Below are 26,204 nucleotides of genomic sequence, written 5' to 3'. Positions count from 1 at the left end.
GACGGCTATCGCTTCCAGCCTCCTTGCTACCGGCCTCATCGCCGGCGCGATGCCGAACGTCCAAGCTGCCCCGCAGAACACCGAACCGACCGCAATGCCCCCGAGCTCGAGCACTTGCGAGATCGAATTGTCCCCGCTGCTCCCGATGCCGAAGCCGAAAGCCGACGGCCGAGGAGCAGCGATGGACGGGATGCAGCCGGACTACGCGCGTTCCTACGCCCGTGACACGCAGTTGGCCGACGAGGTGGTCAACTACCGGCGCTGGGAATGGAACCAGATGTACACGTCACTGGACGCCCAGCAGAAGGCAACCCCGGACGACCTCGACGTGTACCGCCTGCAGGCCGACGCCTACCTTGTCAACAGCGCGTACCCGGAAGCCCTGTCCCAGCTCGACCAAATTCTGCGTCGCAGGCCCGACGACATCCAGACACTGGCTGTCACGGCGCTGGTCCAGCACTTCATGGGCAACAGCGACGACGCGCGGTGTCGCCTTTCCCATCTGCAGAAGCAGTCTCCGCCCGCGGCCCTCGACCTTCAACGCTTCATCGGGAACACCGACGCCGACCAGTACGCGGTGTACAGCTCCGAGCCGCGCCAGGACGCCGACCCCGGCGTGATCGCGGTGTTCGGGCAGTCTCCGAACCCGGACGGCACACCGTCCGCGGGCCTGCTCACGCGACTGACGAAGGCGAAGGAGATGGCCGACCGCTTCCCCAAAGCGTGGATCGTCGTCAGCGGCGCCGCGGTTCGCACCCAGTACGCCGAGGCCGACGTGATGCGCGACTGGCTGGTCCGGCAGGGCGTCGACCCTGCGCGGATCATCACGGACGACAAGGCTCGCGACACCGTTGGCAACGCGATGGGCATGGTCGCCGCCTTCCAGCAGTACGACCTGCACAACGTCCTCGCCGTTGGCACCGTCCAGCACCTGCCACGGGCCGTGACGACGCTCAAGGCTCTTGCCGACCGATATCACTGGCCGATTACGGTCGATGCTGCCGGTGGCGGGGAGGTCCCCGAGCCATCAAGCCAGGTGGGCGAGCGTCGCTACACCTATGTCACGGCTGCGCGCGCGGCCGGTCTGTTCGAGCTGGACGACTTCGCGAAGTACGGCAAGCGTTGAGGGCTGCAGTCACCCGAACGCGGAGAGCGCTTCGGTGAGCGCTGCGCGCCGCTCCGAAATGGGAAGGGTGACACATAGATCCGGCGCCGAGGAGCGGGTTGTCCGGCACGCTGGTCAAATCAACGGCGACGTTGAAGCCGGATGTCAGTTGGCGCAGCAGGCGGCGCCACTGGTCCTTGAAAATCTTGCGAAGTAGTAAGGGCTTCTCAGGTGAGGACCCCTTGGCTAAGTAAGTCGGCCAAGGGGCCCTTGCGCATCTGACCATGGTCAGCAGTCGAAGCGGCAATCCTTGATCACGACGGCGAACGCCGACCACTGTCGGCACTGGTCGGTTGTGAGAAACCCATGCCGCGCTGTTATTCGCAGGCTACGCCGTCGTGGTCCCTGTCCAATGCAGACCGGTACCCCGGTTCGCCGCTGTGGAGAGGTGCGGCGCCGGCGGCTCGCGCGGCGGCGCAGTTTGAGTAATACGCTGAACCACTTTCCCCATGACCGGTTTTCGTGTCCAGCTCGGTTGCTGGTGTGGGCTTCGGCGGCGGGGGCTTCGGAGGTCCGTCGGGTTGCGCCCGCGTGCGTTGCGGATCGTCGGGGGCGGGGTCCAGGTGGTCGGGGTCGCTGTCACCGTCACGGTTGGGCAGTCGTGGCCGGAGGCTCAGGTTTCCCGTGAGGCTGAGGTAGTCGAGTCCAGCGGGGCAGGCCACGACCTTCGGGGAAACGTAGAGAGTGATCGTCGCTGGTGGGTTGATCGATGTACCCGCAGCGACGCTCGTGCCGCACACCAGCGTTTCAGCATAGGTGGTGATGTCGTCGGCGTAAGCGTAGACCACCTGCGAGGCGATGCCCCTGGCTAGGGCTTCTACATCCTGCTGCGCTTGAGGTGTAGCGATGCCCTCCAGCGTGGGCACTGTTGCCGCCGGTGGCGGGGGCGGGCTGGTTGACTGCTGCTGGGTGTGGACCGGGGTGGTGCCGGGGGTGCGGTCTCCCGGAGAGTTGCCGCACGCGGCGAGCATCCCGGCGAGACCGACCGCGCAAACACTGGTCGTGAATGTCTTTCGGGTTCGGTTCACGGCGGGTCACGTTAGCAGCGCGCTCAATGCCTTGTGGGAGCTTTCGCGCACCTGTAGAAGCTCAAATGATTCTTAGCGCTTACCTGGAAGGTAGAAGCCGACGCCGAGGCGCTGCTGTGCGAGGCCGATGAGCGTGGCGTCCGTCGCCTGGCCAACCAGGAACGCGCCCGCTTCTGCCTCACCTAGCCACCGGCGCTGCGACGATGGGTGGTTGTCTGGATTCCTGCGGTTACGCCGTTTGGCGGACACGGGTGGTTCACCGTTGCGTCACTGCGGGTCTTACGCCGCTTGGCTTTCTTCGGTGACGATGTCCGCTCGTGACTGAGGTTTCTCGACGTCGGGTGTTGGCCGGTGCCGCTGGTGTTGCCGGTGGCGTTGCCGCCGCTTCGCTGCTGCCGCCTTCGCTCCACCAGGCCATGGCGAAGCAGGTTCCGCAGGGCGGGCTGGACACTGTCGAGCACGTCATCGTGCTCATGCAGGAGAACCGCTCGTTCGACCACTACTACGGCACGCTGCGCGGCGTGCGCGGCTACGGCGACCGATTGCCGTTGCAGCAGCCCGATGGGCGATCCGTCTTCCAGCAGCCCGCCGTCGGCGGTGAGGTGCTGCCGTTCTCGCTGCGGCAGGGCGCCGAGCGGGAGGGGCGGCCGGTTTCCGACATCCAGTACCTCGGCGCCCTTGACCACAGCTGGGGCGGCAGCGGTAAGGCCTGGGCGGGCGGCTGGAACAACGACTGGGTCGCCGCGAAGACCTCCGCCGCCATGACCTACTACGAGCGGCAGGACATCCCGCTGCAGTACGAGCTGGCCGACACCTTCACCATCTGCGACGCCTACCACTGCTCGGTCTTCGGCTCCACCAACCCGAACCGCAACTACCTGTGGACCGGCACCACCGGCTACGAGCCGGGCACCACCAAGCGGGCCGTCACCAACGCCGCCTACGACTACGACCACGCCGGCTACGAGTGGACGACGTACCCGGAGCGGCTGGAGAAGGCCGGGGTGCCCTGGCAGATCTACCAGGAGTGGGACAACTTCACCGACAACTCCGTCGAGTACTTCAAGACGTTCAAGGAGATCGGCCGCAAGATGCTCGCGGCGGTGGACGGGAAGTTCCGCACCACCGAGGAGTTCTACACCGCCCTGTTCGACAAGCCGGCCCAGGAGCAGCAGCGGCTGCTCAAGCAGCTGGAGGCGGGCCGCGATGCGCTGACCGACGCCGAGCGCAGCCTGTTCGACCGCGCCATGTACCGCAGCAAGCCGGGCACCCTCGTCGAGCGGCTCCGCGCCGACATCAAGGCGAAGCGGCTGCCGAAGGTGGTGTGGCTGGTCCCGTCCGCCGCGGACTCCGAGCACCCGGGCAGCTCCACGCCGGTCGGCAGCGCCAACCTGGTCTACGAGGTGCTGGACGCGATCGCCGACCCGCAGATCTGGTCGAAGACCGCGCTGCTGCTCAACTTCGACGAGAACGACGGCTTCTTCGACCACGTGCCGCCGCCGGTGCCGCCGAAGCCCGAGTCCGGCGAGGGCGACGACCACTTCGAGGGCCAGCCGATCGGCCTCGGCCCGCGGGTGCCGATGACCGTGGTGTCGCCGTGGACGATCGGCGGCGTCGTCAACTCCGAGGTCTTCGACCACACGTCGGTGCTGCGCCTGCTGGAGCGCTGGACGGGTGTGCAGGAGCCGAACATCAGCTCCTGGCGGCGCACCGCGTGCGGCGACCTGACCTCGGTCTTCGACTTCGAGAACGCGGCGAAGCCGCCGAAGCCCGCCGAGCCGGGCCCGGTACCGGAGCCGATCGAGCGCTGGCACCCCAAGCCGCCGGCGGAACAGGCGCTCCCGCTGCAGGAGCAGGGCCGCCGCCCGGCGCGGGCCCTGCCGTACCAACCGCAGGTCTCCGCCGTGCTCAACGGGGAAGCGGTGACGCTGCGGCTGGGCAACGTCGGCGCCGGATCGGCGCACTTCACGATCTACCCGTACGCGGGCGAGCTGTCCGGACCGTCCCATGTGGACGTTCGCGGCGAGCAGGTGGTGAACGTGCCGGCGAAGGAGGAGTACCGGCTCGCGGTGCAGGGGCCGAACCGGTTCTGGTTCGAGCTGAGCGGCTCCCGCGAAGGCAAGGCCGCGGGCCTCGACGTGCGGACGAACCCCGACGCCCGCACCGGCGGCCTGTCCCTGGAACTGCGCAACAGCGGCGCCGAGCCGATCACGGTGCGCCTGCGAGCCCTGGGCTACGCGCCCGGCGAGCAGCGCGAGGTCCGGCTCGCCGCGGGCGGCGCGGAGTCGGTGGCGTGGCCGACGGACCAGGGCTGGTACGACGTCGAGGTGGCGGCAGCGCAGGACCAGTCGTTCCGGCGCCGGGCCACCGGCCGGGTCGAGAACGGGGCCCCGGGCGTCACCGGCTGAGCCCGGGCCCCTCGGTACGCTGGCCGCGTTGAGGGGAGTGGTGATGCAGAGCTACCTGCCGATCATCCTGCTGGCCGTCGCGGGTTTCCTGATCGGCGGCGTCTACGCGACGTGGAAGACCGCCCGGTTCTTCGCCGTGGTGCTCGCCGTCGCCGCGCTGATGGCCATCGTCGGCGGCATCGGCTGGATGATCTACGGCTGAGCCTGAACGCGCGAAGGGTGCCCCCAACCGAGAGTCGGGGGCACCCTTCTGCTGTGGAACGTCAGCTCTTCGCTGCGACGGCTTCCTTCTCGGGCTCGTCGCCCTCGCTGGTCGCGCCGCCGTGGCCCTCGTCCACGAAGGACTGCTCGTTGAACGGGCTTCCTCCCGAGAACACCTGCTGCATCTGGTCGCGGTCGATCTCCTTCGTCCACGCGCCGATGAGGACCGTCGCCACCGCGTTGCCCGCGAAGTTCGTCAGCGCCCGCGCCTCCGACATGAACCGGTCGATGCCCACGATCAGGCCCACGCCGTCCAGCAGCTCCGGCCGGTGCGACTGCAGGCCGCCCGCCAGCGTCGCCAGCCCGGCGCCGCTGACACCCGCCGCGCCCTTCGAGGCGATCATCATGAACAGCAGCAGCCCGACCTGTTCGCCCAGCGACAGCGGGTCGCCCATCGCGCTCGCGATGAACAGCGACGCCATGGTCAGGTAGATCATGGTGCCGTCCAGGTTGAACGAGTAGCCGGTCGGCACCGTGATGCCGACGACCGGCTTGCTCACGCCGAGGTGCTCCATCTTCGCGATCAGCCGCGGCAGCGCGGCCTCCGACGACGAGGTGGACACGATCAGCAGGAACTCGCGGCCCAGGTAGCGCAGCAGCGAGAAGATGTTGACCCGCGCGAACATCCACAGCACCGGGCCCAGCACCAGGAACACGAACAGCAAGCACGTGATGTAGAAGCCGAGCATGATCACGGCCAGGCCCTTGAGGGCCTGCACGCCGGTCGCGCCGACGACCGCGGCGATCGCGCCGAACGCGCCCACCGGCGCCGCCCACATGACCATCGCCAGCATCTTGAACACCAGCCGCTGGATGTGCTCGATGCCGCGCAGGATCGGGGTGCCCTTGTCGCCCATCGCCTGCAGCGCGAAACCGGCCAGCAACGCCACCAGCAGCGTCTGCAGCACCTTTCCCTCGGTCAACGAGGACACCAGGGTGTGCGGGATGATCCCGAGCAGGAAGTCCGTGGTGCTCTCGGCGCCCTCACCGGCCTGCTTCACACCCTGGCCGCGCAGCGAATCGGTGATCTGCAGGCCCTCGCCGGGGTGCAGCACGTTGCCCACCAGCAGCCCGATGACCAGCGCCACCACGGACATGATCATGAAGTAACCCAGCGCGAGGCCGCCGACCTTGCCGACCTTGGCGGCCTTCCGGACGCCTCCCACGCCGAGCACGATGGTGCAGAAGATGACCGGCGAGATCATCATCTTGATCAGGTTGACGAACCCGGTGCCCAGCGGCTTCAGAGCCTTGCCGAGGTCCGGCGCGAGGAAGCCGACCGCGATGCCGGCCAGCACCGCGACGATCACCGCGATGTACAGGTAATGCGTTCTATCCCGACGGCGTGTCTGCGCAGCGTCTTTGCTTGCCACTGTTGCACTCCTACTGGGCTACCGGGTCACACTCGCACCAGCCGTGTCCCAGATCACGGTCCGGCCGGGAGAGACTATCTGTGCCGGGTATCGTCGGCGTCACGCTTCTGTTCATTGTGTTCACATCTCCGACACGGATCCGTGATGCCCACCGCCGATGACCGGAACTGGTTCGGCCGCGTCCGGCCCAGCTGGAGCCTGGCCCGCCAGCTCTTCGTGCTGCAGGTGGTCGTGGTCGCCATCGTCGTCCTCGCCGGGGCCCTGCTGGCCTGGTACGACGTGGGGCGGCGCAACGACGACGCGGCCACCGGGAAGGTGGTCGCGGTGGCCCGCACGCTCGCCACGCAGCCGGCCGTCCGGGACGGCCTGACCGCGCCGAACCCGACCGCCAGGCTGCAGCCGCTGGCCGAACGCGTCCGGGCGGAGACCGGGGTCGACTTCATCACGATCATGTCCCCGGCGGGCATCCGCTACACGCACCCCGATCCGACGCAGATCGGGCAGCGGTTCCTCGGGCACATCGAGGAGGCCATCGCCGGGCAAGTGTTCACCGAGACCTACACCGGCACCCTCGGCCCGTCGGTGCGCGCCGTGGTGCCGGTCTACGACGACGCGCACCGGCTGGTGGGCCTGGTGTCGGACGGCATCACGGTGCAGATGCTCACCGCCGAGCTCAGTGAGCAGGTCACGGCGCTAGTCTTGGTCGCGGCGGCCGCGCTGCTGGTCGGCGGGCTGCTGACCTACCTGGTCAGCGCCCGGATGCGGCGCCACACCCACGGGCTGCGGCCCGCCGAGCTCAGCCGCATGTACGAGTACCACGACGCGATCCTGCACGCGGTGCGCGAGGGGCTGCTGCTGGTGGCGCCCTCCGGGCAGATCACCTTGTGCAACGATGGGGCCGCTGTGTTGCTCTCGCTGGATCCCGTCGAAACCGAAGGCAGGCACGTGTCCGAGCTCGGCCTGCCGGTGTCCCTTGTGGACACCCTCGCGTTGGGCCGGGCGGTGCGCGACGAGGTCCACCTGACCGATGACCGCGTGCTGCTGGTCAACGTCTCGCAGATCCGCAGCGGCGATCGCGACCTGGGCACCGTCGTGACGCTGCGGGACCACACGGAGCTGCAGGCGCTCAGCGGCGAGCTCGACTCGATGCGCGGCTTCGCCGAAACGCTGCGCTCCCAGGCCCACGAGTCGGCGAACCGGCTGCACACCGTGGTGTCGCTGATCGAGCTGGGCCGTCCGGAGGAGGCCGTCGCGTTCGCCACCGAGGAGCTCCGGCTCGCCCAGCAGCTCACCGATCGCGTCGTCGGCGCGGTCGGCGAGCCGGTGCTGGCGGCGGTGCTGCTGGGCAAGAGCGCCGAGGCGGGGGAGCGCGGCGTGGAGGTCGTGCTCGGCGAGGGCACCGAGATCGACGACGTCGACCTGGAGCACATCGACTCCCGCGACCTGGTGACGATCCTCGGCAACCTGATCGACAACGCCGTCGAGGCGACGCTGGAGGGCTCGCGCCCGAGCGTCGAGGTGACCATCCGGTCCACATCGGACGGTGTGCTGATCCGGGTCGCCGACAACGGGCCGGGCGTCGACCCGGACAGCGCCCAGCGGGTCTTCCAGCGCGGCTGGTCGACGAAGGAGGGCGGCCGCGGGCTCGGGCTGGCGCTGGTCGGGCAGAGCGTGCGCCGCCACCGGGGCAGCATCGAGGTGCACAACGACGGCGGCGCGGTGTTCACCGTCCGGTTGCCCGGCCGCTCGGGAACGGGCGTGGCGCGGTGATCTCGGTCCTGGTCGTCGAGGACGATCCGCTGGTCGGCGAGGCGCACGAGGCCTACGTGAACCGGCTCGACGGGTTCGCGGTCGCGGGCCGGGTCCGCACCGGGCAGGCGGCGCTGCGGTTCGTCGAGCGCACCGCGGTCGACCTGGTGCTGCTGGATCTGCGGTTGCCCGACATGGACGGCCTGCAGGTCGCGCGGGCGCTGCGCACCGCGGGCAGCAACGCCGACGTGATCGCGGTGACCTCGGCCCGCGACCTCAAGGTCGTCCGCGCGGCGGTGTCCAGCGGAGTGGTGCAGTACCTGCTGAAGCCGTTCACCTTCGCGGCGATGCGGGAGAAGCTGGAGCACTACGCGCGGTTCCGGGCCAGCCTCGGCGACGACCGGGAAGTCAGCAGCCAGGCCGAGATCGACCGGGCGTTCTCCGCGCTGCGCGGCGTCGACCGCGCGGCGCTACCGAAGGGCATGAGCGAGGAGACGCTCGCGGCGGTCGTCTCGGCGCTGCGCGCCAACCCCGACGGAGCACCGGCGGGAGCCGTGGGCGAAGCCGCGGGGGTGTCCAGGGTGACGGCCCGCAGGTACCTCGAATACCTGGTCAACAACGGCATGGCCGACCGCCGCCCGCTGTACGGCGCGGTCGGCCGGCCCGAGATGGCGTACCGCTGGATCGGCGAAGCCTGACCAGGACCGCAATTTTCATTGAGGTTTTTCCAACCTCGTTCTGTGTGGCGGTGCGGGTGGCGGAACCTCAGAGGCTCCCTGGTCTGTGGGTGCCCCTCCTGATGTATGTCCGATACACGGCGGAGGGGCCGTCCTCGCCAGGAAGCCTCTGAGAACCCGCGGCGGTGCAGGTGTCGTAGGTGGGCTATGCGCCTGCGGCGCATGCGACACCCCATCGACGTGCAGCTTTGCGACCCGCGACTGCGGGCTCACCAGGATGAAAAACGCTCATTGAAATTGCGGCAAATGCGTGGGGACGGTCAGGAGCGGTCGGCCGTCGGGCGCAGGAGCGGTGCGCCGGGGCCGAATTCGGCCAGCTTGTCGTCGGCGTTGTGCAGTGCGCAGAGGCGCAGCGACAGGCAGCCGCAGCCGATGCAGCCGGTGAGGCGGTCGCGCAGCCGTTGCAGGCCGTCGATGCGCGCGTCCAGCTCGTCGCGCCACCGGCGGGACAGCCGCGCCCAGTCCGCCTTGGTCGGGGCGTGGTCGTCCGGCAGCGTCGCCAGCGCCTCGGAGATCTGCTCCAGGCTCAGGCCGACGCGTTGCGCGGAGCGGATGAACGCCAGCCGGCGCAGCACCGAGCGGTCATAGCGGCGCTGGTTCCCGGCGGTTCGGGTGGTGGCGATCAGCCCTTTCTCCTCGTAGAAGCGCAGCGCGGTCTGGGCGACGCCGCTGCGGTGGGCCACCTCTCCGATGGTCAGCAGTTTCGGTAGCTTCGACACGCCCGCCAGGTTACCTAAAACCTAGACCAAAGTGCAGGTATTTTCCCTTGACTTCGAGTGCGCTCGAAGTCCCACCCTGGTCGCATGACGATCACCGCACCGAGGGCCGGATTCGGATACGCCGATCTCCGCCCGCTGATGAGCGAACTGACCGGCGACGAGAAGCATTCCGCCGCCGCCACCTCGACGCTGGACGTGCTGTGGGTGCTCTACGACCAGATCCTGTCGGTCGACCCGCGACGTCCCGACGACCCGGACCGCGACCGCTTCCTGCTCTCCAAGGGCCACGGGCCGATGGCCTTCTACGCCGTGCTGACGGCCAAGGGCTTCCTCGACCCGGCGGAGCTCGCCCGCTTCGGCGAGTTCGACTCCCGGCTCGGCTTCCACCCGGACCGCGTCCTCGCGCCCGGCGTCGAGATCGGCAGCGGCTCCCTCGGCCACGGCCTGCCGCTCGGGCTCGGCGTGGCGCTCGGCCTGCGCGCCCAGGGTCGCACCCGGCCGCGCGTCGTGGTCCTCGTCGGCGACGCCGAACTCGACGAAGGCAGCAACCACGAGGCGATCCAGGTCGCCGGCCGCTGGGGGCTCGGCCGGCTGACCACCGTCGTGGTGGACAACAGCTCCTCCAGCACCGGCTGGCCGGGCGGCATCGCCGACCGCTTCGCCCGCGAAGGCTGGGCCGCGCACACCGTCGACGGCCGCGACCACGCCGCACTCCGCGAGGCGCTCGCCGACACCCACCACGACCGCCCGCTCGCGGTGGTCGCCCAGGTCGAACCCAAGGAGCTGTGATGACCGCACCGACCACCGAGAAGATCGCCCCGACGATGCGGGAAGCGTTCGTCGACACCGTCACCGAAGCGCTCGACGCCGATCCGCGGGTCGCCCTGGTGCTGGCGGAGATCTCCGCCGACCGCTTCGTGGACGCCGCCGCCCGCCACCCGCGGCGGGTGCTCAACGTCGGCATCCGGGAGCAGGCGCTGGTGAGCGTGGCCGGCGGGCTGGCGCTGACCGGGCTGCGGCCGGTGCTGCACTCGATCACGCCCTTCCTCGTCGAGCGGCCGTTCGAGCAGCTCAAGCTCGACCTCAACCACCAGGGCGTCGGTGCCGTCGTGGTCAGCACCGGAGCCTCCTACGACTACCCGACCGCGGGCCGCACGCACATGGCGCCCGGCGACGTCGCGCTGATCGACACGCTGCCCGGCTGGACCGTGCACGTGCCCGGCCACCCGGCCGAGGTCTCGGCGCTGCTGCGGTCGGCGATGCACGCCGACGACCTCGTCTACCTGCGGCTCTCCGAGCGGGTCAACGCCGATCCGCTGGTGACGGGGCCGGGCTGGCACACCGTCCGGCGCGGCAGCCGGGGCGTCGTGCTCGCCGTCGGCCCGATGCTCGGGCCGGTCCTCGCGGCGACGGCGACGCTCGACGTGACCGTGCTCTACACCGCCACCATCCGGCCGTTCGACGCCGGCGGGCTGCGGGAGGCGGTGCGGGCGGCGACCGCCGACGTGGTGCTGGTGGAGCCCTACCTGCGCGGCACGTCGACGCACGAGGTCAACGACGCGCTGGCCGACACCCCGCACCGGGTGCTCGCGCTGGGCGTTCGCCGCGACCTGGAACTGCGGGCCTACGGCACCGCCGAGGAGCACGAAGCGGCGCACGGCCTCGGCCCGACCGGTATCGCCGCGTCGGTGCGGTCGTTCCTGGCCGGATGATCTGCGGGCGGCCGCCCGCGACGTGGGCCGATGCGTCCGGGCGGTAGCCTGGGCGCGTGGCACGAGTCGTCATCTTGGACTACGGATCAGGCAACCTCCGCTCCGCCGAACGCGCGCTCGAGCGCGCCGGGGCCGACGTCGAGGTGACCGCCGACCATCGTGCCGCGACCGAGGCCGACGGCCTGGTCGTGCCCGGCGTCGGGGCCTTCGCCGCGTGCATGGAGGGCCTGCTCCACGTCGGCGGCGACAAGATCATCGACCACCGACTGGCCGGCGACCGCCCGGTCCTCGGGATCTGCGTGGGCATGCAGGTGCTCTTCGACGAGGGCGTCGAGCACGGCATGCAGGCCAACGGCTGCGGCCAGTGGCCGGGCACCGTCGAGCGGCTGCACGCCGACGTCCTCCCGCACATGGGCTGGAACGACGTGCAGCCACCGGAGGGCAGCACCCTGTTCGCCGGCATCGAGCCGGGCACCCGGTTCTACTTCGTGCACTCCTACGGCGTCCGCAAGTGGCAGCTGCCCGCGTCGGAGACGATCGCGCCGCCGCTGGTGACCTGGGCCGAACACGGCGAACCGTTCGTCGCCGCGGTGGAGAACGGGCCGCTGACGGCGACCCAGTTCCACCCGGAGAAGTCCGGGGAGGCGGGCGCGCGGCTGCTGCGGAACTGGCTGGGCAGCCTGTGACCCGCCGGGGCGGCCTGCTGGGGCCGACGGGGGTGCGGGTGATCTCGCTGGTGCTCGCGATCGGGATGATCGCCGGGATCGGCGCGCCGTACCTGCTGCAGGCCGGGGTGCCGCTGTGGACGGTCCTGCTGCTCGTGCTGATCGTCCTCGCGGTGCCCGTCGTCGCCGTCGTCCGCGCCGAGCGCAGCCGCCGGTGAACGGGTCGAGGCGCTGGCAGTAGGGTTGGGGCGTGACTTTCACGCTGCTTCCCGCTGTTGATGTCGCCGACGGTCAGGCGGTCCGCCTGGTGCAGGGCGCCGCCGGTACCGAGACCTCCTACGGTGACCCGTTGGAGGCCGCGCTGACCTGGCAGCGCGCGGGAGCCGAGTGGATCCACCTGGTCGACCTGGACGCCGCGTTCGGCCGCGGCTCGAACCGGGCGCTGCTGGCGGAGGTGACCGGCAAGCTCGACGTGCAGGTGGAGCTCTCCGGCGGCATCCGCGACGACGCCTCGCTGGAGGCCGCGCTGGCCACCGGCTGCGCGCGGGTCAACCTGGGCACCGCCGCGCTGGAGAACCCGGAGTGGGCGGACCGGGTGGTCGCCGAGTACGGCGATCAGGTCGCGGTCGGCCTGGACGTGCGGATCACCGAACAGGGCCACCGGCTGGCCGCGCGCGGCTGGACCAAGGACGGCGGCGACCTGTGGGAGGTGCTGGCCCGGCTGGACGCCGCCGGCTGCCGCCGCTACGTGGTCACCGACGTCAGCAAGGACGGCACCCTGCAGGGGCCGAACATCGCGCTGCTGCGGGAGGTCTGCGCCCGCACCGAAGCGCCGGTGATCGCCTCCGGTGGTGTGTCCAGTGTGGACGATCTGGTGGAGCTGTCGAAGCTCGCGCCGGTCGGCCTGGAGGGCTCGATCGTCGGGAAGGCCCTCTACGCCCAGAACTTCACCCTCGAAGAGGCCCTCGCCGCGGTGCGCTGACGCCCGCGCGAATGCGGGTGCTCTCAGGGTGATCCCTGATCCACTCCGCGCCCGAAGATCAGCACGATCGTGGGTGAGATCCGAAATGCGGATCTCACCCACGATCGGAGGTCTTCATGAGGCGAGGATCGGCATCCGGCCTCGGCGTGCTGATAGCCGCGACGGCCACCCTGGCCGCTTCGGCTCCGGCGCTCGCTGAACTCGCACCGCAGCTGGACTGGCGGCCGTGCCCGGAGAACGCGCAGGTCCAGTGCGCGACCGTGCAGGTACCGCTGGACTGGGCGCAGCCCGGCGGCGAGACGATCGAGATGGCCGTCGCGCGCCGCCCGGCGACGGATCCCGGCGCCCGCATCGGTTCGCTGGTCTACATGCCAGGTGGGCCGGGCGGAACCGGCGTCGACGCGCTGCTCCACGAGCAGCCGTTCTCCGCGGAGCTGGCGTCGCGGTTCGACATCGTCAGCTACGACCCGCGCGGCTTCGGCCGCAGCAACCCGCTGCAATGCGACGCCGAACTGGTCGCGGACGCGCCGGACATCCGGCCGGGCGGCCCCGCGCAGTTCGAGGAAATGCGGCGGTACAACCGGAAAGTCGCCGACGACTGCCGCCGGCGCACCGGCCCGATCATCGACCACATGGACACCGTCTCCGTCGCCCGCGACATCGACGCGTTCCGCCAGGCGCTCGGCGAGCAGCAGATCAGCCTCTACGGCATCTCCTACGGCACCCTGACCGGCCAGATGTACGCCGAGAACTTCCCGGAGCGAGTCCGGGCGCTGGCGCTCGACAGCGTCTTCGACCACAGCCTCGACACCCGCGCCTTCTTCACCACCGAAGCCGCGGCGGCCGAGGACTCGTTCCGCGAGTTCGAGAAGTGGTGCGCGCAGGACCAGCAGTGCGCGCTGCACGGCGAGGACGTCGGCGCGGTCTTCGACGAGCTCTACAAGCGCGCCGACAGCGGTGAACTGCACCAGCCCGGCGACCCGGGCAAGCCGATCGGCCCGGTGGAGCTTTCGAGCGGCGCCTTCGGCGCGTTCTACGGTCCCGACTGGCAGAACCTGGCCGCGCAGCTCAAGGCACTGCGGGACCAGGAGCCCGCGCCGGTGGCCCTGGCCGAACCCGAGACGATTCCGTACAACGTGGCGGCGTTCTGCAACGACTGGCGTCCCGAGATCGACTCCGCCGAGCAGTACGCGGAGGAGTGGCGGAAGCAGAACGAGGCCGCGCCGCACATGCGGGTCGGCGTGGGCGGCACCGTCGCCTGGGGCTGCATCGACTGGCCCGCGCAGCTGCAGAACCCGCCGCACGTGCCGCAGATCCGCACCGAGGCCCCGATCCTGATCCTCAACGCCCTCCACGACCCGGCCACCGGCTACAACTGGGCGACCAACGTGGACAGCCAGATCGAGCAGGCGACCCTGCTCACCTACGACGGCTGGGGCCACGGCGTCTACGACCGGAGCGAGTGCACCACCTCGGCGGCCGACCGGTACTTCGTCGACGGCGCGGTGCCGCCGGAAGGCACCCACTGCGCAGCCGTGCCGCCGACGCCGGACAACACGATCAAGCCCTACGTGGGTTGGTGACGGCTGATCGGCGTTCTCGCGCGTGTCCCATGAGGCGCGAGTGACGTTCTCGCGCGAGAACGCCCCATCCGCCGCGCCGCGCGGCCGTGTCTCTACCCTGGGGACATGGCCGTTGCGGTGCGTGTGATCCCCTGCCTGGACGTCGATCAGGGGCGGGTCGTCAAGGGTGTCAACTTCACCAACCTCCGGGATGCCGGCGACCCCGTGGAGCTCGCCCGCGCCTACGACGCGGAGGGCGCCGACGAGCTGACCTTCCTCGACGTCACGGCGTCCTCATCGGACCGCGAGACCACCTTCGACGTGGTGCGGCGCACCGCCGAGCAGGTCTTCATCCCGCTGACCGTCGGCGGCGGCGTGCGTAGCACCGACGACATCAACCGGCTCCTGCGCGCCGGGGCGGACAAGGTCAGCCTGAACACCGCCGCCATCGCCCGGCCCGAGCTGCTCAGCGAGGCGTCGCAGCGCTTCGGCGCGCAGTGCGTGGTGCTGTCCGTGGACGCCCGGCGCGTGCCGGAAGGCGGTCAGCCGACGGCGTCCGGCTTCGAGGTCACCACGCACGGCGGCCGGCGCGGCACCGGTATCTGCGCCGTGGAGTGGGCCGCGAAGGGCCAGCAGCTCGGCGTCGGCGAGATCCTGCTGAACTCGATGGACGCCGACGGCACCAAGGCCGGTTTCGACCTGGAGATGATCCGCGCGGTCCGCGAGGTCGTCGACGTGCCGCTGATCGCCAGCGGCGGCGCCGGCGCGGTCGAGCACTTCGCGCCCGCGGTGCGCGCCGGGGCCGACGCGGTGCTGGCCGCCAGCGTGTTCCACTTCGGACAGTTGAAGATCGGCGAGGTCAAGGACGCCATGCGGGCGGAAGGGATCACTGTTCGATGAGCGGTCTGGACCCGGCGATCGCGGCCCGGCTCAAGCGCAACGCGGAGGGGCTCGTCCCGGCGATCGCGCAGCAGCGCGGCACCGGCGAGGTGCTGATGATGGCGTGGATGGACGACGAGGCGTTGCACCGCACCCTCACCACCCGCCGCGGCACCTACTACTCCCGCAGCCGCCGGCAGTACTGGGTCAAGGGCGAAACCTCCGGCCACACCCAGCAAGTCCACGAGGTCCGCCTGGACTGCGACGGCGACACGATCCTGCTGGTGGTCGACCAGGAAGGCGCGGCCTGCCACACCGGCGACCGCACCTGCTTCGACGCCGACGTCCTGCTCGACTGACCGCGGTTCCGGCCGAAACCGGCGGTCAGGGGCCGGTGACGCCGGCGATGTCGCCGGTCAGGTAGCGCTGGAGGTTCGGGGCGATCGCGGCCACCACGGTGTCGTGGTCGGCCGAGGCCAGCGGTTCCAGGTGGATCACGTAGCGGGCCATCCCCAGCCCGACGATCTGCGAGCCGCACAGCGCCGTGCGCAGCTCCGCGTGGTCCATGCCCAGCGTCTTGACCAGCCGGTTGAACAGCACGTTCTGGATGAACTCCCGCAGCATCCCCACCGCGTGCTCGTTGGCCGCGACGCTGCGGACCAGGGCCGCGAACTGGCCGCCCTCCGCGTTGTCCCACGCCGTCAGGAACCGCCGCAGCAGCCGCTCGGCGAGCTGTTCCCGATCGCCCACCAGCAGCTGCGGCACCACCTCGGCCGGGTTGATCGGGATGTGCACCGCAGCGGTGAACAGCCCCTCCTTGCCGCCGAACCAGTGGTTGACCATCGCCGGATCGACCCCGGCCCGGCCCGCGATGGTGCGCACCGTCGCGGCGTCGTAGCCCTGCTCGGTGAACACCTCGCGCGCCGCGGCCAGCAACGCCGCCTTGGTGTCGGCTCCGCTGCGGCGCCGCCCGCGGCGCTTCGGCTCTGTTCCGCTCTGGTCGATGCCACTGCTCACCCGCCCATCCTCGCCGCCCCGGCGGGCCGAGGGCAAAGCGGTGCGGAGGTCCCGCGCGGCCGGGATCGGGTGGACGGCACAATGACGACATGGTCGGCGACGGTGATATCGGCACTATCAGCCCAGGACGCGAAGAGTTCCGCGGCCTGGCGGCGGACCGCCGGGTGATCCCGGTGGTGCGGCGGTTGCTCGCGGACGACGAAACCCCGCTCGGGGTGTACCGCAAGCTCGCCGGGGACCGCCCCGGAACGTTCCTCTTCGAGTCCGCCGAGAACGGTCGCTCCTGGTCGCGATGGTCCTTCGTGGGCGCCCGCAGCGCCGCCGCGCTGACCGTCCGCGACGGCCAAGCGCACTGGACGGGCAAGCCGCCGGTGGGTCTGCCCGACAGCGGCGACCCGCTGCAGGCGCTGCGCGAGACGGTCCGGCTGCTGCAGACCGACCCGCTCCCCGGGCTGCCGCCGCTGACCGGCGGCATGGTCGGCTACCTCGGCTACGACGCGGTCCGCAGGCTGGAGCGGCTGCCGAACCTGACCGAGGACGACCTGCAGATCCCCGAGATGGTGATGCTGCTGGCCACCGACCTCGCCGCGCTGGACCACCACGAGGGCACCATCACGCTCATCGCCAACGCGGTGAACTGGGACGACAGCCCGGAGCGCGTCGACGCGGCCTACGACGACGCGGTGCGCCGCCTGGACGAGATGACCGAGGCGCTGTGCACCCCGACCGCGCCGACGGTCGCCACGTTCTCCCGGCCCGCCCCGCAGTTCATCCGGCGCCGCCAGCCCGACGAGCACTACGCGGCGATCGAGAAGGCCAAGGAGGCGATCCGGGCCGGCGAGGCGTTCCAGGTCGTGGTGTCGCAGCGGTTCGAGATCGAGACCAGCGCGGACGCCCTGGACATCTACCGGGTCCTGCGCACCACCAACCCGAGCCCGTACATGTACCTGCTGCGGCTGGACGCCCCCGACGGCGGCACGCCGTTCGACATCGTCGGCTCCAGCCCCGAATCGCTGGTCACGGTGCGCGACGGGCAGGCGACCACGCACCCGATCGCCGGGACCCGCTGGCGCGGCGCCGACGAGGACGAGGACGCGCTGCTGGAGAAGGAGCTCATCAACGACGACAAGGAGCGCGCCGAGCACCTGATGCTCGTCGACCTCGGCCGCAACGACCTGGGGCGGGTCTGCAAGCCGGGTTCGGTGCACGTCGTCGACTTCTTCCGCATCGAGCGCTACAGCCACGTCATGCACATCGTGTCCACGGTGACCGGTCAGCTCGCCGAAGGCCGGACGGCGTTCGACGCGGTCGCCGCCTGCTTCCCGGCGGGCACGCTCTCCGGCGCGCCGAAGCCGCGCGCGCTGGAGCTGATCGAGGAGCTGGAGCCGACCCGGCGCGCCCAGTACGGCGGCGTGGTGGGCTACCTGGACTTCGCCGGCGACGCGGACACGGCGATCGCGATCCGCACCGCACTGGTGCGCGACGGCACCGCTTACGTGCAGGCCGGCGGCGGCATCGTGGCCGACTCCGACCCGGTCGCCGAGGACCAGGAATGCCTGAACAAGGCGCGCGCGGTGCTCAACGCGGTGGCGACGGCCGAGACGCTGTCGCGGCCCGCGACCGAACGGGCGATGGGGGAGCGGGTTGACCACCGAGCCGGGATCTGAGCCGAGCCCCCGGCCCGCGCGGTCGAAGGGCCTGCTGTGGTCGGTGGTGCTGCTGGCGCTGGTCGCCGCCGGCCTGCTCTGGGGCGCGAGCGCGCTCGTCTGGGTGGAGCAGCGGTTCCGCACGCCCTTCGGCACCGAGGTCTCCGCCGGGATCACCGGCGGGGACATCCGCCCGGAGCTGGTGCCGATGGCGCTGGCGGCGCTGGCCGCCGTCGCCGCGGTGCTGGCCACCGGCGGGTGGCTGCGGCGCGTGGTCGGCGCCCTCATCGCGGTCGCGGGGGCCGTGCTGGGCTGGCGGGTGTTCCAGCAGTTCGGCTCCGGCTGGTTCGCGACCGGGTCGGCCGGTGACGTGCCGCCGGGCAGCACGCCGATCGGCGAGATGGCCAGTCGGCCGTACGGGTTGCTGTTGATGGCCGCAGGTGCTCTGCTGCTGTTCGTCGCCGGTGCGCTGGTGGCGTTCCGGGCCGGCCGGATGCCCGCGATGGGCGCGAAATATTCGGCTCCGGGTGCCGCGAAGCAGAAATCCCACGATCCGGACCGGCAGATGTGGAACGACTTGGACGCCGGGCGCGATCCAACGGACGAGCAGGATCGCTGAAAATATTTCAAATTCACCGAAGGGTGGAAAACCCAGTTCGGCGCGGCCCCGAGCCGGTGACCGGGCGCGTCGCCAGGGCCGAAGGTCCTTGTTGCGCAGGGACGTTGGGCTACCCCTTGGTGGGACCGGTGGCCGGTGAGGTTTAGCATCGGCCATGCGACGGCACGGCGGGAAGGGGAGTGTCGTGATCGAGCGCAATGAGTTCATCTGCGCATCTGGTTACTTGCGGACCAACCTGAAGGCGAGTGTGCGGGACACGGCCGGCGAGGTGTTCGCGTGACCGTTCTGGAATCAATCATCGAAGGCGTTCGCGAAGATCTGGCGGTTCGCGAATCCGCGATTCCCTTCGACGAGATCAAACAGCTGTCCGCCGCGGCGGCACCCCCGCGCGACGTGCTCGCCGCGCTGCGGGCGCCGGGCGTGGGCGTGATCGCGGAGGTCAAGCGGCGCAGCCCGTCCAAGGGCGAGCTGGCCGAGATCGGCGAGCCGGCCGATCTCGCCGCCGACTACGCCGCCGCCGGGGCGCGGGTCATCAGCGTGCTCACCGAGCAGCGCCGGTTCGGCGGCTCGCTGGCCGACTTCGACGCGGTCCGCGCCAGGGTCAACACGCCCCTGCTGCGCAAGGACTTCATCATCAGCCCGTACCAGGTTCACGAGGCCCGTGCGCACGGCGCGGACATGGTGCTGCTCATCGTCGCGGCCCTGGAGCAGAACGCGCTGGAAGCGCTGCTGGACCGGGTCGAATCGCTGGGCATGACGGCGCTGATCGAGGTGCACACCGCCGAAGAGGCCGACCGCGCGCTGGAGGCCGGTGCGAAAGTAATTGGCATCAACGCGCGCAACCTGCATACGCTCGAGGTGGACCGCGACGTGTTCGGGCGGATCGCGCCGGGGTTGCCGCAGGAGGTTCTCAAGATCGCCGAGTCGGGGGTCCGCGGTCCGAGCGACCTGATGGCCTACGCGGGATCCGGCGCGGACGCCGTGCTGGTCGGTGAGGGCCTGGTGACGAGCGACAATCCCAAGACGGCGGTCACCCAGCTGGTGACTGCAGGGTCGCACCCAGCGTGCCCGCGGCCGAGCCGGTAGCCGGACCGGTTCCGCGAGTTCCAGGGTTCGGCGCAAGGCACAGGAGGTAAGGCAATGACCGTAGGCGCAGAGACCGCGCGCGCCCACCGACCGGGCAAGCCCGTGCCGGAGGGGCACGACCCGGACGAGCGCGGGCATTTCGGGGTCTACGGCGGCCGGTTCATGCCGGAGGCGCTGATCGCCGCCCAGGACGAGCTCGCCGCCGAGTACGCCAAGGCGCAGAGCGACCCGCAGTACCTCGCCGAGCTCGACGACCTGCTGCGCAACTACGCCGGGCGCCCGTCGCTGCTGACCGAGGCGAAGCGGTTCGCCGAGCACGCCGGCGGCGCTCGGATCCTGCTCAAGCGGGAGGACCTCAACCACACCGGCTCGCACAAGATCAACAACGTGCTGGGGCAGGCGTTGCTGGTCAAGCGGATGGGCAAGCGCCGGGTCATCGCCGAGACCGGGGCCGGGCAGCACGGCGTCGCCACCGCGACCGCCTGTGCGCTGCTGGGCCTCGAATGCGTCATCTACATGGGCAAGGTGGACACCGAGCGGCAGGCCCTCAACGTCGCCCGGATGCGGCTGCTCGGCGCCGAGGTCATCCCGGTCAGCAGCGGCTCGGCGACCCTCAAGGACGCCATCAACGAGGCGCTGCGCGACTGGGTCGCCAACGTCGACCACACCCACTACCTGCTGGGCACCGCGGCCGGGTCGCACCCGTTCCCGATGATGGTGCGCAACTTCCACAAGGTCATCGGCGACGAGGCCCGCCGGCAGGTGCTCGAGCTGACCGGCCGGCTGCCCGACGTCGTCGCGGCCTGCGTCGGCGGCGGCTCCAATGCCATCGGCATCTTCCACGGCTTCATCGACGACCCGGACGTGCGGCTGGTCGGCTTCGAACCCGGCGGGCACGGCATCGCCTCCGGCGAGCACGGCGCCACCCTCTGCGAGGGCACGCCCGGCACGCTGCACGGGGCCCGCTCGTACCTGCTGCAGGACGACGACGGCCAGGTCATCGAGGCCTACTCGATCTCCGCCGGGCTCGACTACCCGGGCGTGGGGCCCGAGCACTCGTACCTGAAGGACATCGGGCGCGCCGAGTACCGCTCGGTCACCGACGACGAGGCCATGCACGCCTTCCGGCTGCTGTCCCGCACCGAGGGCATCATCCCGGCCATCGAGTCGGCGCACGCGCTGGCCGGCGCGATCAAGCTCGGCCAGGAGCTCGGCCCGGAGGCGATCATCCTGGTCAACCTCTCCGGCCGGGGCGACAAGGACATGGACACCGCGGCGAAGTACTTCGGGCTCGTCGACGAGAACAACGACGACAACGAGGAGTCGCGGTGAACCTGCGCGAGGTCTTCCAGAACTGCCGGGAAGAGCAGCGGGCCGCCCTGATCGGCTACCTGCCCGCCGGGTACCCGACCGTCGAGGAGTCCAAGGAGCTGTTCAGCGCGATGCTGACCGGCACCGATGGTTCGACCGGCTGCGACATCGTCGAGGTCGGCATCCCGTTCTCCGACCCGGTGATGGACGGCCCCACCATCCAGGCCGCCAGCGACAAGGCGCTGCGCGCCGGGTTCCGGCTGCGCGACGTCTTCGACGTGGTGTCCTCGATCGCCGACGCCGGCGGCCACGCCGTGGTGATGACCTACTGGAACCCGGTGCACCACTACGGCCCGGACGCGTTCGCCCGCGACCTCAAGGCGGCCGGCGGGCTCGGCGCGATCACCCCGGACCTGATCCCGGACGAGGGCGAGGACTGGATCGCCGCGACCGACGCGCACGGCCTGGACCGGATCTTCCTGGTCGCCCCGTCGTCGACGGAGGAGCGGCTGGCGCTGACCGCCAAGGCCACCAGCGGCTTCGTCTACGCCACCTCGGTGATGGGCGTGACCGGGGCGCGCGAGAGCGTCGGCTCGGCCGCGGCCGGGCTCGTGCAGCGCACCCGCGCGCACACCGACCTGCCGATCGGCGTCGGCCTGGGCGTGCGCAACGGCGAGCAGGCCGCCGAGGTGGCCGGCTTCGCCGACGGCGTCATCGTCGGCTCCGCCTTCGTCACCCGCGCCGAGCAGGACGGCCCCGCCGGCGTCCGCGAGCTCACCGCGGAACTCGCCCGGGGCGTCCGGTCGCGCTGATCCGTTGCGAACGGCCTGTTCGCGCCTTCTAACGAGGCGAACGGGCCGTTCGCTCCGCCAGGGGCCGGGTGGTGCTCACCATTCGTGGAGCGACCGATACGGTAAGCGGCGTGAGTGCCCCGGTTGCCGCCTTGGCGAGTCCGTTCCTGGCCACCATCCCCAGCCCGCCGCAAGGGGTTTGGTTCATCGGCCCGATCCCGCTGCGCGCCTACGCGTTGTGCATCATCGCCGGCATCATCGCGGCGGTCTGGATCGGCAGCCGCCGCTGGGTGGCGCGCGGCGGACGCGAGGGCACGGTCATCGACATCGCGGTGTTCGCGGTGCCGTTCGGGCTGGTCGGCGGTCGGCTCTACCACGTCGCCACCGACTGGTACAAGTACTTCGGGCCGGACCGCAACCCGCTGGACGCCCTCAAGGTGTGGGAAGGCGGCCTGGGCATCTGGGGCGCCGTGGCGCTCGGTGCGGTCGGCGCCTGGATCGGCTGCCGCCGCCGGGGCGTGCCGCTGGCCGCGTTCGCCGACGCGGTCGCGCCCGGCATCATCCTCGCGCAGGCCATCGGCCGCCTCGGCAACTGGTTCAACCAGGAGCTCTACGGCGCGCCGACGGACCTGCCCTGGGGCCTGGAGATCTACCGGCGCATCGACCCGGCGACCGGGCTCGCCGACCCCATCACGGGCGTGGCGATGGACAGCACGCCGGTCACGGTCGTGCACCCGACGTTCCTGTACGAGCTGCTGTGGAATCTCGGTGTCTTCCTCCTGATCATCTGGGCGGACCGCAAGTTCCGGATGGGCCACGGCCGGGTGTTCGCGCTCTACGTCGCCGGCTACACGGCCGGCCGGGTGTGGATCGAGATGATGCGCACCGACGACGCCACGCACATCCTCGGCATCCGCATTAACGTCTTCACCTCCCTGATCGTCTTCGCCGGCGCGGTCCTGTACCTGCTGTACGTGCGCGGCAAGCGCGAGGACCCCGAGCTGCTGCGCGGCAAGCCGATGCCCGGCGACGACGACACCGCCGCGACGCCGGAGCGGCCCGCCGAGGAGCCGAAGGCGACGGCCGACGATGCGGACGAGGACGAGGGCAAGGACGAGCCGAAGGGCTCGGACGACTCGGGAGACGAACGCGCGGAGGCGCGCAGCGCCGACGGCAACGGCAAGGACGCGAAGGACTGACCGGACGGCGCCGGAGGCGCTCAGCGGGCGCCGAAGGCGACCGCGCCGCTCGGCGAGTCCTTGGAGCCGGTGGGGTCGTGCTGCGATGCCACCAGCTCCAGCCGGACACCGACGGCCTGCCCGAGCCGGTCGAGCAGGTCGATGGTCGGCAGGCTGCCGCCGCTCTCCCAGCGCGCGACCGAGGACTGCGTGGTGCCCATCCGCTTCGCGAGCTCGGTCTGGGTCAGCCCCGCGTCCGTGCGCAGCCCGTACACCAGCCGCGCCAGCTCGAACGCCAGCGAGGCTTCCGCGTACGACTCGTCGTACTCCTCCTGGTCGGTGATCGGGTTCTCGCGCCGGATCTGATCGAGCTTCTTCCAGGTCATCTCATGGCCTCCGGTCGTGCCGCACCTCCGGTTTCGCGGGACATGCTCCGAACATAGCGCGCACGCGATAACGCGTCGATGCTATATCCCGAACATGATCAGTTCGAGTGACGTGGGAGGCGGGAGAGGAACGGCGGGTCAGGCGCGGACGGGGGCGATGACCGGGGCGCCGTCCGGGGTGTGCAGGACCGTGACGCGGGCCGTGTAGCGCTCCGCCAGGATCGCCGGGGTCAGGACCTCCGCCGGGGTTCCTTCGGCCGCGACGCGGCCTTCGTCGAGGAGGAGCAGGCGCTCGGCGTACTGCGCGGCGAGGGTCAGGTCGTGCAGCGTCATGACCACCGTGGTGCCCAGTTCCCGGCGCAGTTCGTCGACCAGGTCGAGCAGGGCTTGGGCGTGTCCGACGTCCAGGCCGGTGGTCGGCTCGTCGAGCAGCAGCACGCCCGCTCGCTGGGCGAGGGCGCGGGCCAGCACCGCACGTTGGCGTTCGCCGCCGGACAGCGTCGAAAGGGCCCGGTCCGCGAGTCGCGTCAGGTCCAGTCGCTCCAGCAGGGCGCGGACCACGTCCAGGTCGGTGGGGCCCTCCCGGCCCAGCACGCCGAGGTGCGGGGTGCGGCCGAGCAGCACGTAGTCGGTAACCGTGAGGCCGATCGGCAGCTGCGGGATCTGCGGCGCGTAGCCGAGTGCCCGGGCCCGTTCGCGGCGGCGCAGCGACGCCAGCGGGCGGCCGTCGACCAGCACGTGGCCGTCGTGCCGCACCAGGCCCGCGACGGCCTTCAGCAGTGTCGACTTGCCCGACCCGTTCGGCCCGATGATGCCCAGCCAGCCGCCGGTGTCCACAGTGGTCGAAACATCGGAAATCACCGTGCTGCGCCGATATCCGGCCGACAGGCCGTGCACTTCGAGCGTGCTCATGCGCGCCTCCGGTGCAGCAGGACCGCGAAGAACGGCGCGCCGGTGAACGCGGTGATCACGCCGATCGGGATCTCGGCGGGCGCCAGCAGGGTGCGGGCGAGCATGTCGGCGAGCACCAGGAAGACCCCGCCGAACAGCAGGGAGAGCGGCACGATGATCCGGAAGCTGCCGCCGATCGCCAGCCGCACCAGGTGCGGCACCACGAGGCCGACGAAACCGATCAGCCCGGCCACCGACACCGCCGCGGCAGTGGCCAGCGAGGCCGCGGTGAGCACCAGCAGCCGCACCCGCCCCGGGTGCACGCCGAGCGCCGCGGCTTCCTCATCGCCGGTGCCCAGCAGGTCGAGCAGGCGGGCGCAGGTGCAGAGCACGACCGCCGCGACCGCCAGGTACGGCAGCACGATCAGCACTTCCCGCCAACCGGTGGTGGTCAGCCGCCCCAGGATCCACATGTAGACCTGCTGCAACGACTCCACGCGGAGCTGCTGCACGAACGTCTGCCCGGCCGTGAGGAACGCGCCGACGGCGACCCCAGCCAGCACCAGCGTCGCCGTGTCCCGGCCGGCCGAGCGGCCGACCAGCCAGGTCAGGCCCACCCCGCCGAGCGCGCCGACGAACGCCGCGAGCTGCACCGGGACCGACGGCCCTCCCGCCGGGGCCGCGGTGATCACCAGGGTGGCGGCCAGGCCGGCCCCGGCCGCCGCACCCAGCAGGTACGGGTCGGCGAGCGGGTTGCGGAACACGCCCTGGAAGGCGGCGCCGGACACCGCCAGCGCCGCCCCGACCAGCACACCGAGCACGACCCGGGGCACCCGCAGCTGCCAGAGGATCGCCGCCTCCCGCTCGGACAGCGGCGAGGCGCCGCCGGTCAGCTGCGCGACGATCTCGGCGAGCACCCGCTGCCAGCCGAGCTCGGCGGCCCCGAGCAGTACCGACAGCAGGACGCTCGCCAGCAGCACCGCCACCCCGACGAGCAGGTGGTGCGGGCGCAGCTTGGTCTGCTTCAGTGCCCCGCCGAGCGCCTTCGTCACCCGTTCTGGGCCTTGGCGACGCCGCCGGCGATCGCCCGCACCAGCTCGACCACCCGCGGGCCCCACCGGCTCGCGATGTCGTCGTCGAGTTCGACGACGCGGCCGTGCTGCACGGCGTCCAGGGTGTTCCAGCCCGGCCGGGCCGCGACCGCCGCCGCGTTGACCTGGCAGCACTTGACGTCGGACAGGAAGATCACGTTCGGGTTGGCCTGCACGATGTGCTCCTCGGACAGCTGCGGGAAGCTCCCGCCCGCCGGGTCCGCGATGTTGTGCAGTCCGAACAGGCTGTAGACGTTGCCGACGAAGCTCTGCGAGGTCGCGGTGTAGTAGTCCGGGCTGACCTCGTGGAAGTAGCTCAGCGGCTGCGCCGGGCGCGGGGTGGTGCGGACGATCTCGTCGATCTCCGAGCGCATCCGGTCGACCAGCTCGGCGGCCTGCTTCGTGTGCCCGGTGGCCTGCCCGAGCACCTCGATCTGCTTGTAGGCGTCGTTCAGCGTGGCCGGCGACGGCGTGAGCAGCGTCGGCACGTTGACCACCTTCAGGCCGTCCGCCAGCTTCGCGGCGCTGTCCGGCGCGATGACCAGGTCGGGGGTGTGCGCGCCGACGGCGGCGGCGTCCGCGGTGAAGCCGGTGAGGTCGGTGCGCGGCGCCTCCGCCGGGAAGTCGGAGAACTGGTCCACCGCGACGACCTGGTCGCCGGCGCCGATCGCGTACAGCGTCTCGGTGGCGGTGGGGGACAGCGAGATGATCCGCTTCGGCTGCTGCGCGACCGTCACGGGCGGCTGACCGGGCAGCTCGACCTTGACCGGGAAGGCCGAGGCCGGGTCGTCGGCCGGCGCGGGAGCCTCGGAGTGGGGACGGGTGGCGCACGCGGTGACCCCGACTAGCAGGGCGAGCATCGCGAGCAGCAGGGCGGCGAGTCGGCGGAACCCGATCATGTCTTCCCAACGGTTCGGCCGGTGCGTGGCGGGCGCGGTCCCGGGCTTC

Annotated in this window: 27 protein-coding genes; 19 read left to right on the top strand and 8 right to left on the bottom strand. The window is 71.0% G+C overall.

What is annotated here, in order from left to right; translation table 11 throughout:
• The first annotated feature begins 181 nt into the window (after positions 1 to 181).
• Complete coding sequence (locus BLW84_RS04260; RefSeq protein ID WP_177226270.1) at positions 182 to 1,126, top strand: YdcF family protein; 945 nt, start codon at positions 182 to 184, stop codon at positions 1,124 to 1,126.
• Positions 1,127 to 1,482: 356 nt separating this feature from the next.
• On the opposite strand, the gene BLW84_RS48875 is transcribed toward BLW84_RS04260, so the two are convergent.
• Complete coding sequence (locus BLW84_RS48875) at positions 1,483 to 2,136, bottom strand: excalibur calcium-binding domain-containing protein (RefSeq protein WP_245760936.1); 654 nt, start codon at positions 2,134 to 2,136, stop codon at positions 1,483 to 1,485.
• A gap of 374 nt (positions 2,137 to 2,510) precedes the next feature.
• Between BLW84_RS48875 and BLW84_RS04250 the strand changes: the two genes are divergently transcribed.
• Positions 2,511 to 4,601 (top strand): phosphocholine-specific phospholipase C, encoded by a 2,091-nt coding sequence (locus BLW84_RS04250; RefSeq protein WP_093261490.1) that lies wholly within the window; start codon positions 2,511 to 2,513, stop codon positions 4,599 to 4,601.
• Positions 4,602 to 4,629: 28 nt separating this feature from the next.
• Positions 4,630 to 4,803 (top strand): hypothetical protein, encoded by a 174-nt coding sequence (locus BLW84_RS47225; protein ID WP_177226261.1) that lies wholly within the window; start codon positions 4,630 to 4,632, stop codon positions 4,801 to 4,803.
• Positions 4,804 to 4,864: 61 nt separating this feature from the next.
• Here BLW84_RS47225 and BLW84_RS04245 read toward each other — a convergent pair whose 3' ends face one another.
• Complete coding sequence (locus BLW84_RS04245; RefSeq protein ID WP_093261488.1) at positions 4,865 to 6,235, bottom strand: cation:dicarboxylate symporter family transporter; 1,371 nt, start codon at positions 6,233 to 6,235, stop codon at positions 4,865 to 4,867.
• Between the two features lie 144 nt (positions 6,236 to 6,379).
• Here BLW84_RS04245 and BLW84_RS04240 point away from each other — a divergent pair, with 144 nt between their 5' ends.
• Both BLW84_RS04240 and BLW84_RS04235 read left to right on the top strand, forming a co-directional pair.
• Positions 6,380 to 8,005 carry a sensor histidine kinase gene (locus BLW84_RS04240; protein ID WP_093261486.1) on the top strand — a complete coding sequence of 542 codons (1,626 nt, stop codon included), beginning with the start codon at positions 6,380 to 6,382 and terminating at the stop codon, positions 8,003 to 8,005.
• Positions 8,002 to 8,682 carry a response regulator gene (locus BLW84_RS04235; RefSeq protein WP_093261484.1) on the top strand — a complete coding sequence of 227 codons (681 nt, stop codon included), beginning with the start codon at positions 8,002 to 8,004 and terminating at the stop codon, positions 8,680 to 8,682. Before BLW84_RS04240 ends, BLW84_RS04235 begins: the two co-directional genes overlap by 4 nt.
• A 299-nt stretch (positions 8,683 to 8,981) precedes the next feature.
• Here the strand turns inward: BLW84_RS04235 and soxR are convergent, their stop codons facing one another.
• Entirely contained in the window at positions 8,982 to 9,440 is a 459-nt protein-coding gene (gene soxR, locus BLW84_RS04230) for a redox-sensitive transcriptional activator SoxR (protein WP_093261482.1), read from the bottom strand.
• An 84-nt stretch (positions 9,441 to 9,524) separates the two neighbouring features.
• Between soxR and BLW84_RS04225 the strand changes: the two genes are divergently transcribed.
• The 8 genes from BLW84_RS04225 to hisI all read left to right on the top strand — a co-directional run bounded on the left by BLW84_RS04225 (position 9,525) and on the right by hisI (position 15,599).
• Entirely contained in the window at positions 9,525 to 10,229 is a 705-nt protein-coding gene (locus BLW84_RS04225; protein ID WP_093261479.1) for a thiamine pyrophosphate-dependent enzyme, read from the top strand.
• Positions 10,229 to 11,152: a transketolase family protein gene (locus tag BLW84_RS04220; protein ID WP_093261476.1), complete on the top strand. Its 924-nt coding sequence runs from the start codon at positions 10,229 to 10,231 to the stop codon at positions 11,150 to 11,152. The genes BLW84_RS04225 and BLW84_RS04220 overlap by 1 nt, the downstream gene beginning before the upstream one ends.
• A gap of 56 nt (positions 11,153 to 11,208) precedes the next feature.
• Positions 11,209 to 11,838, top strand: coding sequence for an imidazole glycerol phosphate synthase subunit HisH (gene hisH, locus BLW84_RS04215; RefSeq protein WP_093261474.1), 630 nt, complete (start codon positions 11,209 to 11,211; stop codon positions 11,836 to 11,838).
• Positions 11,835 to 12,035, top strand: a complete 201-nt coding sequence (locus BLW84_RS04210; RefSeq protein WP_093261472.1) for a hypothetical protein — start codon at positions 11,835 to 11,837, stop codon at positions 12,033 to 12,035. Before hisH ends, BLW84_RS04210 begins: the two co-directional genes overlap by 4 nt.
• 32 nt (positions 12,036 to 12,067) lie before the next feature.
• Positions 12,068 to 12,799 (top strand): bifunctional 1-(5-phosphoribosyl)-5-((5-phosphoribosylamino)methylideneamino)imidazole-4-carboxamide isomerase/phosphoribosylanthranilate isomerase PriA, encoded by a 732-nt coding sequence (gene priA / locus BLW84_RS04205; protein WP_093261470.1) that lies wholly within the window; start codon positions 12,068 to 12,070, stop codon positions 12,797 to 12,799.
• A 116-nt stretch (positions 12,800 to 12,915) separates the two neighbouring features.
• On the top strand, positions 12,916 to 14,382 hold the full coding sequence (locus BLW84_RS04200) for an alpha/beta hydrolase (RefSeq protein WP_093261468.1): 1,467 nt from the start codon (positions 12,916 to 12,918) through the stop codon (positions 14,380 to 14,382).
• Between the two features lie 105 nt (positions 14,383 to 14,487).
• Entirely contained in the window at positions 14,488 to 15,261 is a 774-nt protein-coding gene (gene hisF / locus BLW84_RS04195) for an imidazole glycerol phosphate synthase subunit HisF (protein WP_093261466.1), read from the top strand.
• Positions 15,258 to 15,599 (top strand): phosphoribosyl-AMP cyclohydrolase, encoded by a 342-nt coding sequence (hisI, locus tag BLW84_RS04190; protein ID WP_093261464.1) that lies wholly within the window; start codon positions 15,258 to 15,260, stop codon positions 15,597 to 15,599. The genes hisF and hisI overlap by 4 nt, the downstream gene beginning before the upstream one ends.
• Positions 15,600 to 15,624: 25 nt before the next feature.
• Here hisI and BLW84_RS04185 read toward each other — a convergent pair whose 3' ends face one another.
• On the bottom strand, positions 15,625 to 16,257 hold the full coding sequence (locus tag BLW84_RS04185) for a TetR/AcrR family transcriptional regulator (protein WP_093261462.1): 633 nt from the start codon (positions 16,255 to 16,257) through the stop codon (positions 15,625 to 15,627).
• An 89-nt stretch (positions 16,258 to 16,346) separates the two neighbouring features.
• On the opposite strand from BLW84_RS04185, the gene BLW84_RS04180 reads away from it, so the two are divergent.
• The 6 genes from BLW84_RS04180 (at position 16,347) to lgt (ending at position 22,909) form a co-directional block, all read left to right on the top strand.
• Positions 16,347 to 17,924: an anthranilate synthase component I gene (locus BLW84_RS04180; protein WP_093261460.1), complete on the top strand. Its 1,578-nt coding sequence runs from the start codon at positions 16,347 to 16,349 to the stop codon at positions 17,922 to 17,924.
• Entirely contained in the window at positions 17,902 to 18,522 is a 621-nt protein-coding gene (locus tag BLW84_RS04175) for a Trp biosynthesis-associated membrane protein (RefSeq protein WP_093261458.1), read from the top strand. The genes BLW84_RS04180 and BLW84_RS04175 overlap by 23 nt, the downstream gene beginning before the upstream one ends.
• A gap of 276 nt (positions 18,523 to 18,798) precedes the next feature.
• A complete protein-coding gene (gene trpC / locus BLW84_RS04170) occupies positions 18,799 to 19,608 on the top strand; it encodes an indole-3-glycerol phosphate synthase TrpC (protein ID WP_093261456.1) in 810 nt (269 codons plus the stop codon).
• A 54-nt stretch (positions 19,609 to 19,662) separates the two neighbouring features.
• Positions 19,663 to 20,940 carry a tryptophan synthase subunit beta gene (gene trpB, locus BLW84_RS04165; RefSeq protein WP_093261454.1) on the top strand — a complete coding sequence of 426 codons (1,278 nt, stop codon included), beginning with the start codon at positions 19,663 to 19,665 and terminating at the stop codon, positions 20,938 to 20,940.
• Positions 20,937 to 21,731: a tryptophan synthase subunit alpha gene (gene trpA, locus BLW84_RS04160; RefSeq protein WP_093261453.1), complete on the top strand. Its 795-nt coding sequence runs from the start codon at positions 20,937 to 20,939 to the stop codon at positions 21,729 to 21,731. Before trpB ends, trpA begins: the two co-directional genes overlap by 4 nt.
• 110 nt (positions 21,732 to 21,841) lie before the next feature.
• The gene (gene lgt, locus BLW84_RS04155) at positions 21,842 to 22,909 is read left to right on the top strand and encodes a prolipoprotein diacylglyceryl transferase (protein WP_093261451.1); all 1,068 of its coding nucleotides are present in this window, start codon (positions 21,842 to 21,844) and stop codon (positions 22,907 to 22,909) included.
• A gap of 20 nt (positions 22,910 to 22,929) precedes the next feature.
• On the opposite strand, the gene BLW84_RS04150 is transcribed toward lgt, so the two are convergent.
• From BLW84_RS04150 to BLW84_RS04135, 4 genes are all read right to left on the bottom strand, one after another.
• On the bottom strand, positions 22,930 to 23,274 hold the full coding sequence (locus BLW84_RS04150; RefSeq protein ID WP_093261448.1) for a helix-turn-helix domain-containing protein: 345 nt from the start codon (positions 23,272 to 23,274) through the stop codon (positions 22,930 to 22,932).
• A gap of 138 nt (positions 23,275 to 23,412) precedes the next feature.
• Positions 23,413 to 24,186, bottom strand: coding sequence for an ABC transporter ATP-binding protein (locus BLW84_RS04145; RefSeq protein WP_093261446.1), 774 nt, complete (start codon positions 24,184 to 24,186; stop codon positions 23,413 to 23,415).
• Positions 24,183 to 25,217, bottom strand: coding sequence for a FecCD family ABC transporter permease (locus BLW84_RS04140; protein WP_093261444.1), 1,035 nt, complete (start codon positions 25,215 to 25,217; stop codon positions 24,183 to 24,185). The genes BLW84_RS04145 and BLW84_RS04140 overlap by 4 nt, the downstream gene beginning before the upstream one ends.
• Positions 25,214 to 26,155 carry an ABC transporter substrate-binding protein gene (locus BLW84_RS04135; protein ID WP_093261442.1) on the bottom strand — a complete coding sequence of 314 codons (942 nt, stop codon included), beginning with the start codon at positions 26,153 to 26,155 and terminating at the stop codon, positions 25,214 to 25,216. The genes BLW84_RS04140 and BLW84_RS04135 overlap by 4 nt, the downstream gene beginning before the upstream one ends.
• Positions 26,156 to 26,204: the final 49 nt, after the last annotated feature.

This window comes from Saccharopolyspora shandongensis (assembly GCF_900106995.1).
Lineage (GTDB): Bacteria > Actinomycetota > Actinomycetes > Mycobacteriales > Pseudonocardiaceae > Saccharopolyspora > Saccharopolyspora shandongensis.
Note: the sequence above shows the minus strand (reverse complement) of the source record. Positions and strands in the feature narration are given on the sequence as shown.

Bases quoted from the DNA above. Each gene is read 5' to 3' on its own strand.
- BLW84_RS04180 (WP_093261460.1), top strand. From the start codon at position 16,347: ATGGTCGGCGACGGTGATATCGGCACTATCAGCCCAGGACGCGAAGAG.
- BLW84_RS04150 (WP_093261448.1), bottom strand. From the start codon at position 23,274: ATGACCTGGAAGAAGCTCGATCAGATCCGGCGCGAGAACCCGATCACC.
- hisI (WP_093261464.1), top strand. From the start codon at position 15,258: ATGAGCGGTCTGGACCCGGCGATCGCGGCCCGGCTCAAGCGCAACGCG.
- trpB (WP_093261454.1), top strand. From the start codon at position 19,663: ATGACCGTAGGCGCAGAGACCGCGCGCGCCCACCGACCGGGCAAGCCC.
- hisF (WP_093261466.1), top strand. From the start codon at position 14,488: ATGGCCGTTGCGGTGCGTGTGATCCCCTGCCTGGACGTCGATCAGGGG.
- BLW84_RS04135 (WP_093261442.1), bottom strand. From the start codon at position 26,155: ATGATCGGGTTCCGCCGACTCGCCGCCCTGCTGCTCGCGATGCTCGCC.
- BLW84_RS04225 (WP_093261479.1), top strand. From the start codon at position 9,525: ATGACGATCACCGCACCGAGGGCCGGATTCGGATACGCCGATCTCCGC.
- BLW84_RS04200 (WP_093261468.1), top strand. From the start codon at position 12,916: ATGAGGCGAGGATCGGCATCCGGCCTCGGCGTGCTGATAGCCGCGACG.
- BLW84_RS48875 (WP_245760936.1), bottom strand. From the start codon at position 2,136: ATGCTCGCCGCGTGCGGCAACTCTCCGGGAGACCGCACCCCCGGCACC.
- BLW84_RS04145 (WP_093261446.1), bottom strand. From the start codon at position 24,186: ATGAGCACGCTCGAAGTGCACGGCCTGTCGGCCGGATATCGGCGCAGC.
- BLW84_RS04220 (WP_093261476.1), top strand. From the start codon at position 10,229: ATGACCGCACCGACCACCGAGAAGATCGCCCCGACGATGCGGGAAGCG.
- BLW84_RS04240 (WP_093261486.1), top strand. From the start codon at position 6,380: ATGCCCACCGCCGATGACCGGAACTGGTTCGGCCGCGTCCGGCCCAGC.
- BLW84_RS04260 (WP_177226270.1), top strand. From the start codon at position 182: ATGGACGGGATGCAGCCGGACTACGCGCGTTCCTACGCCCGTGACACG.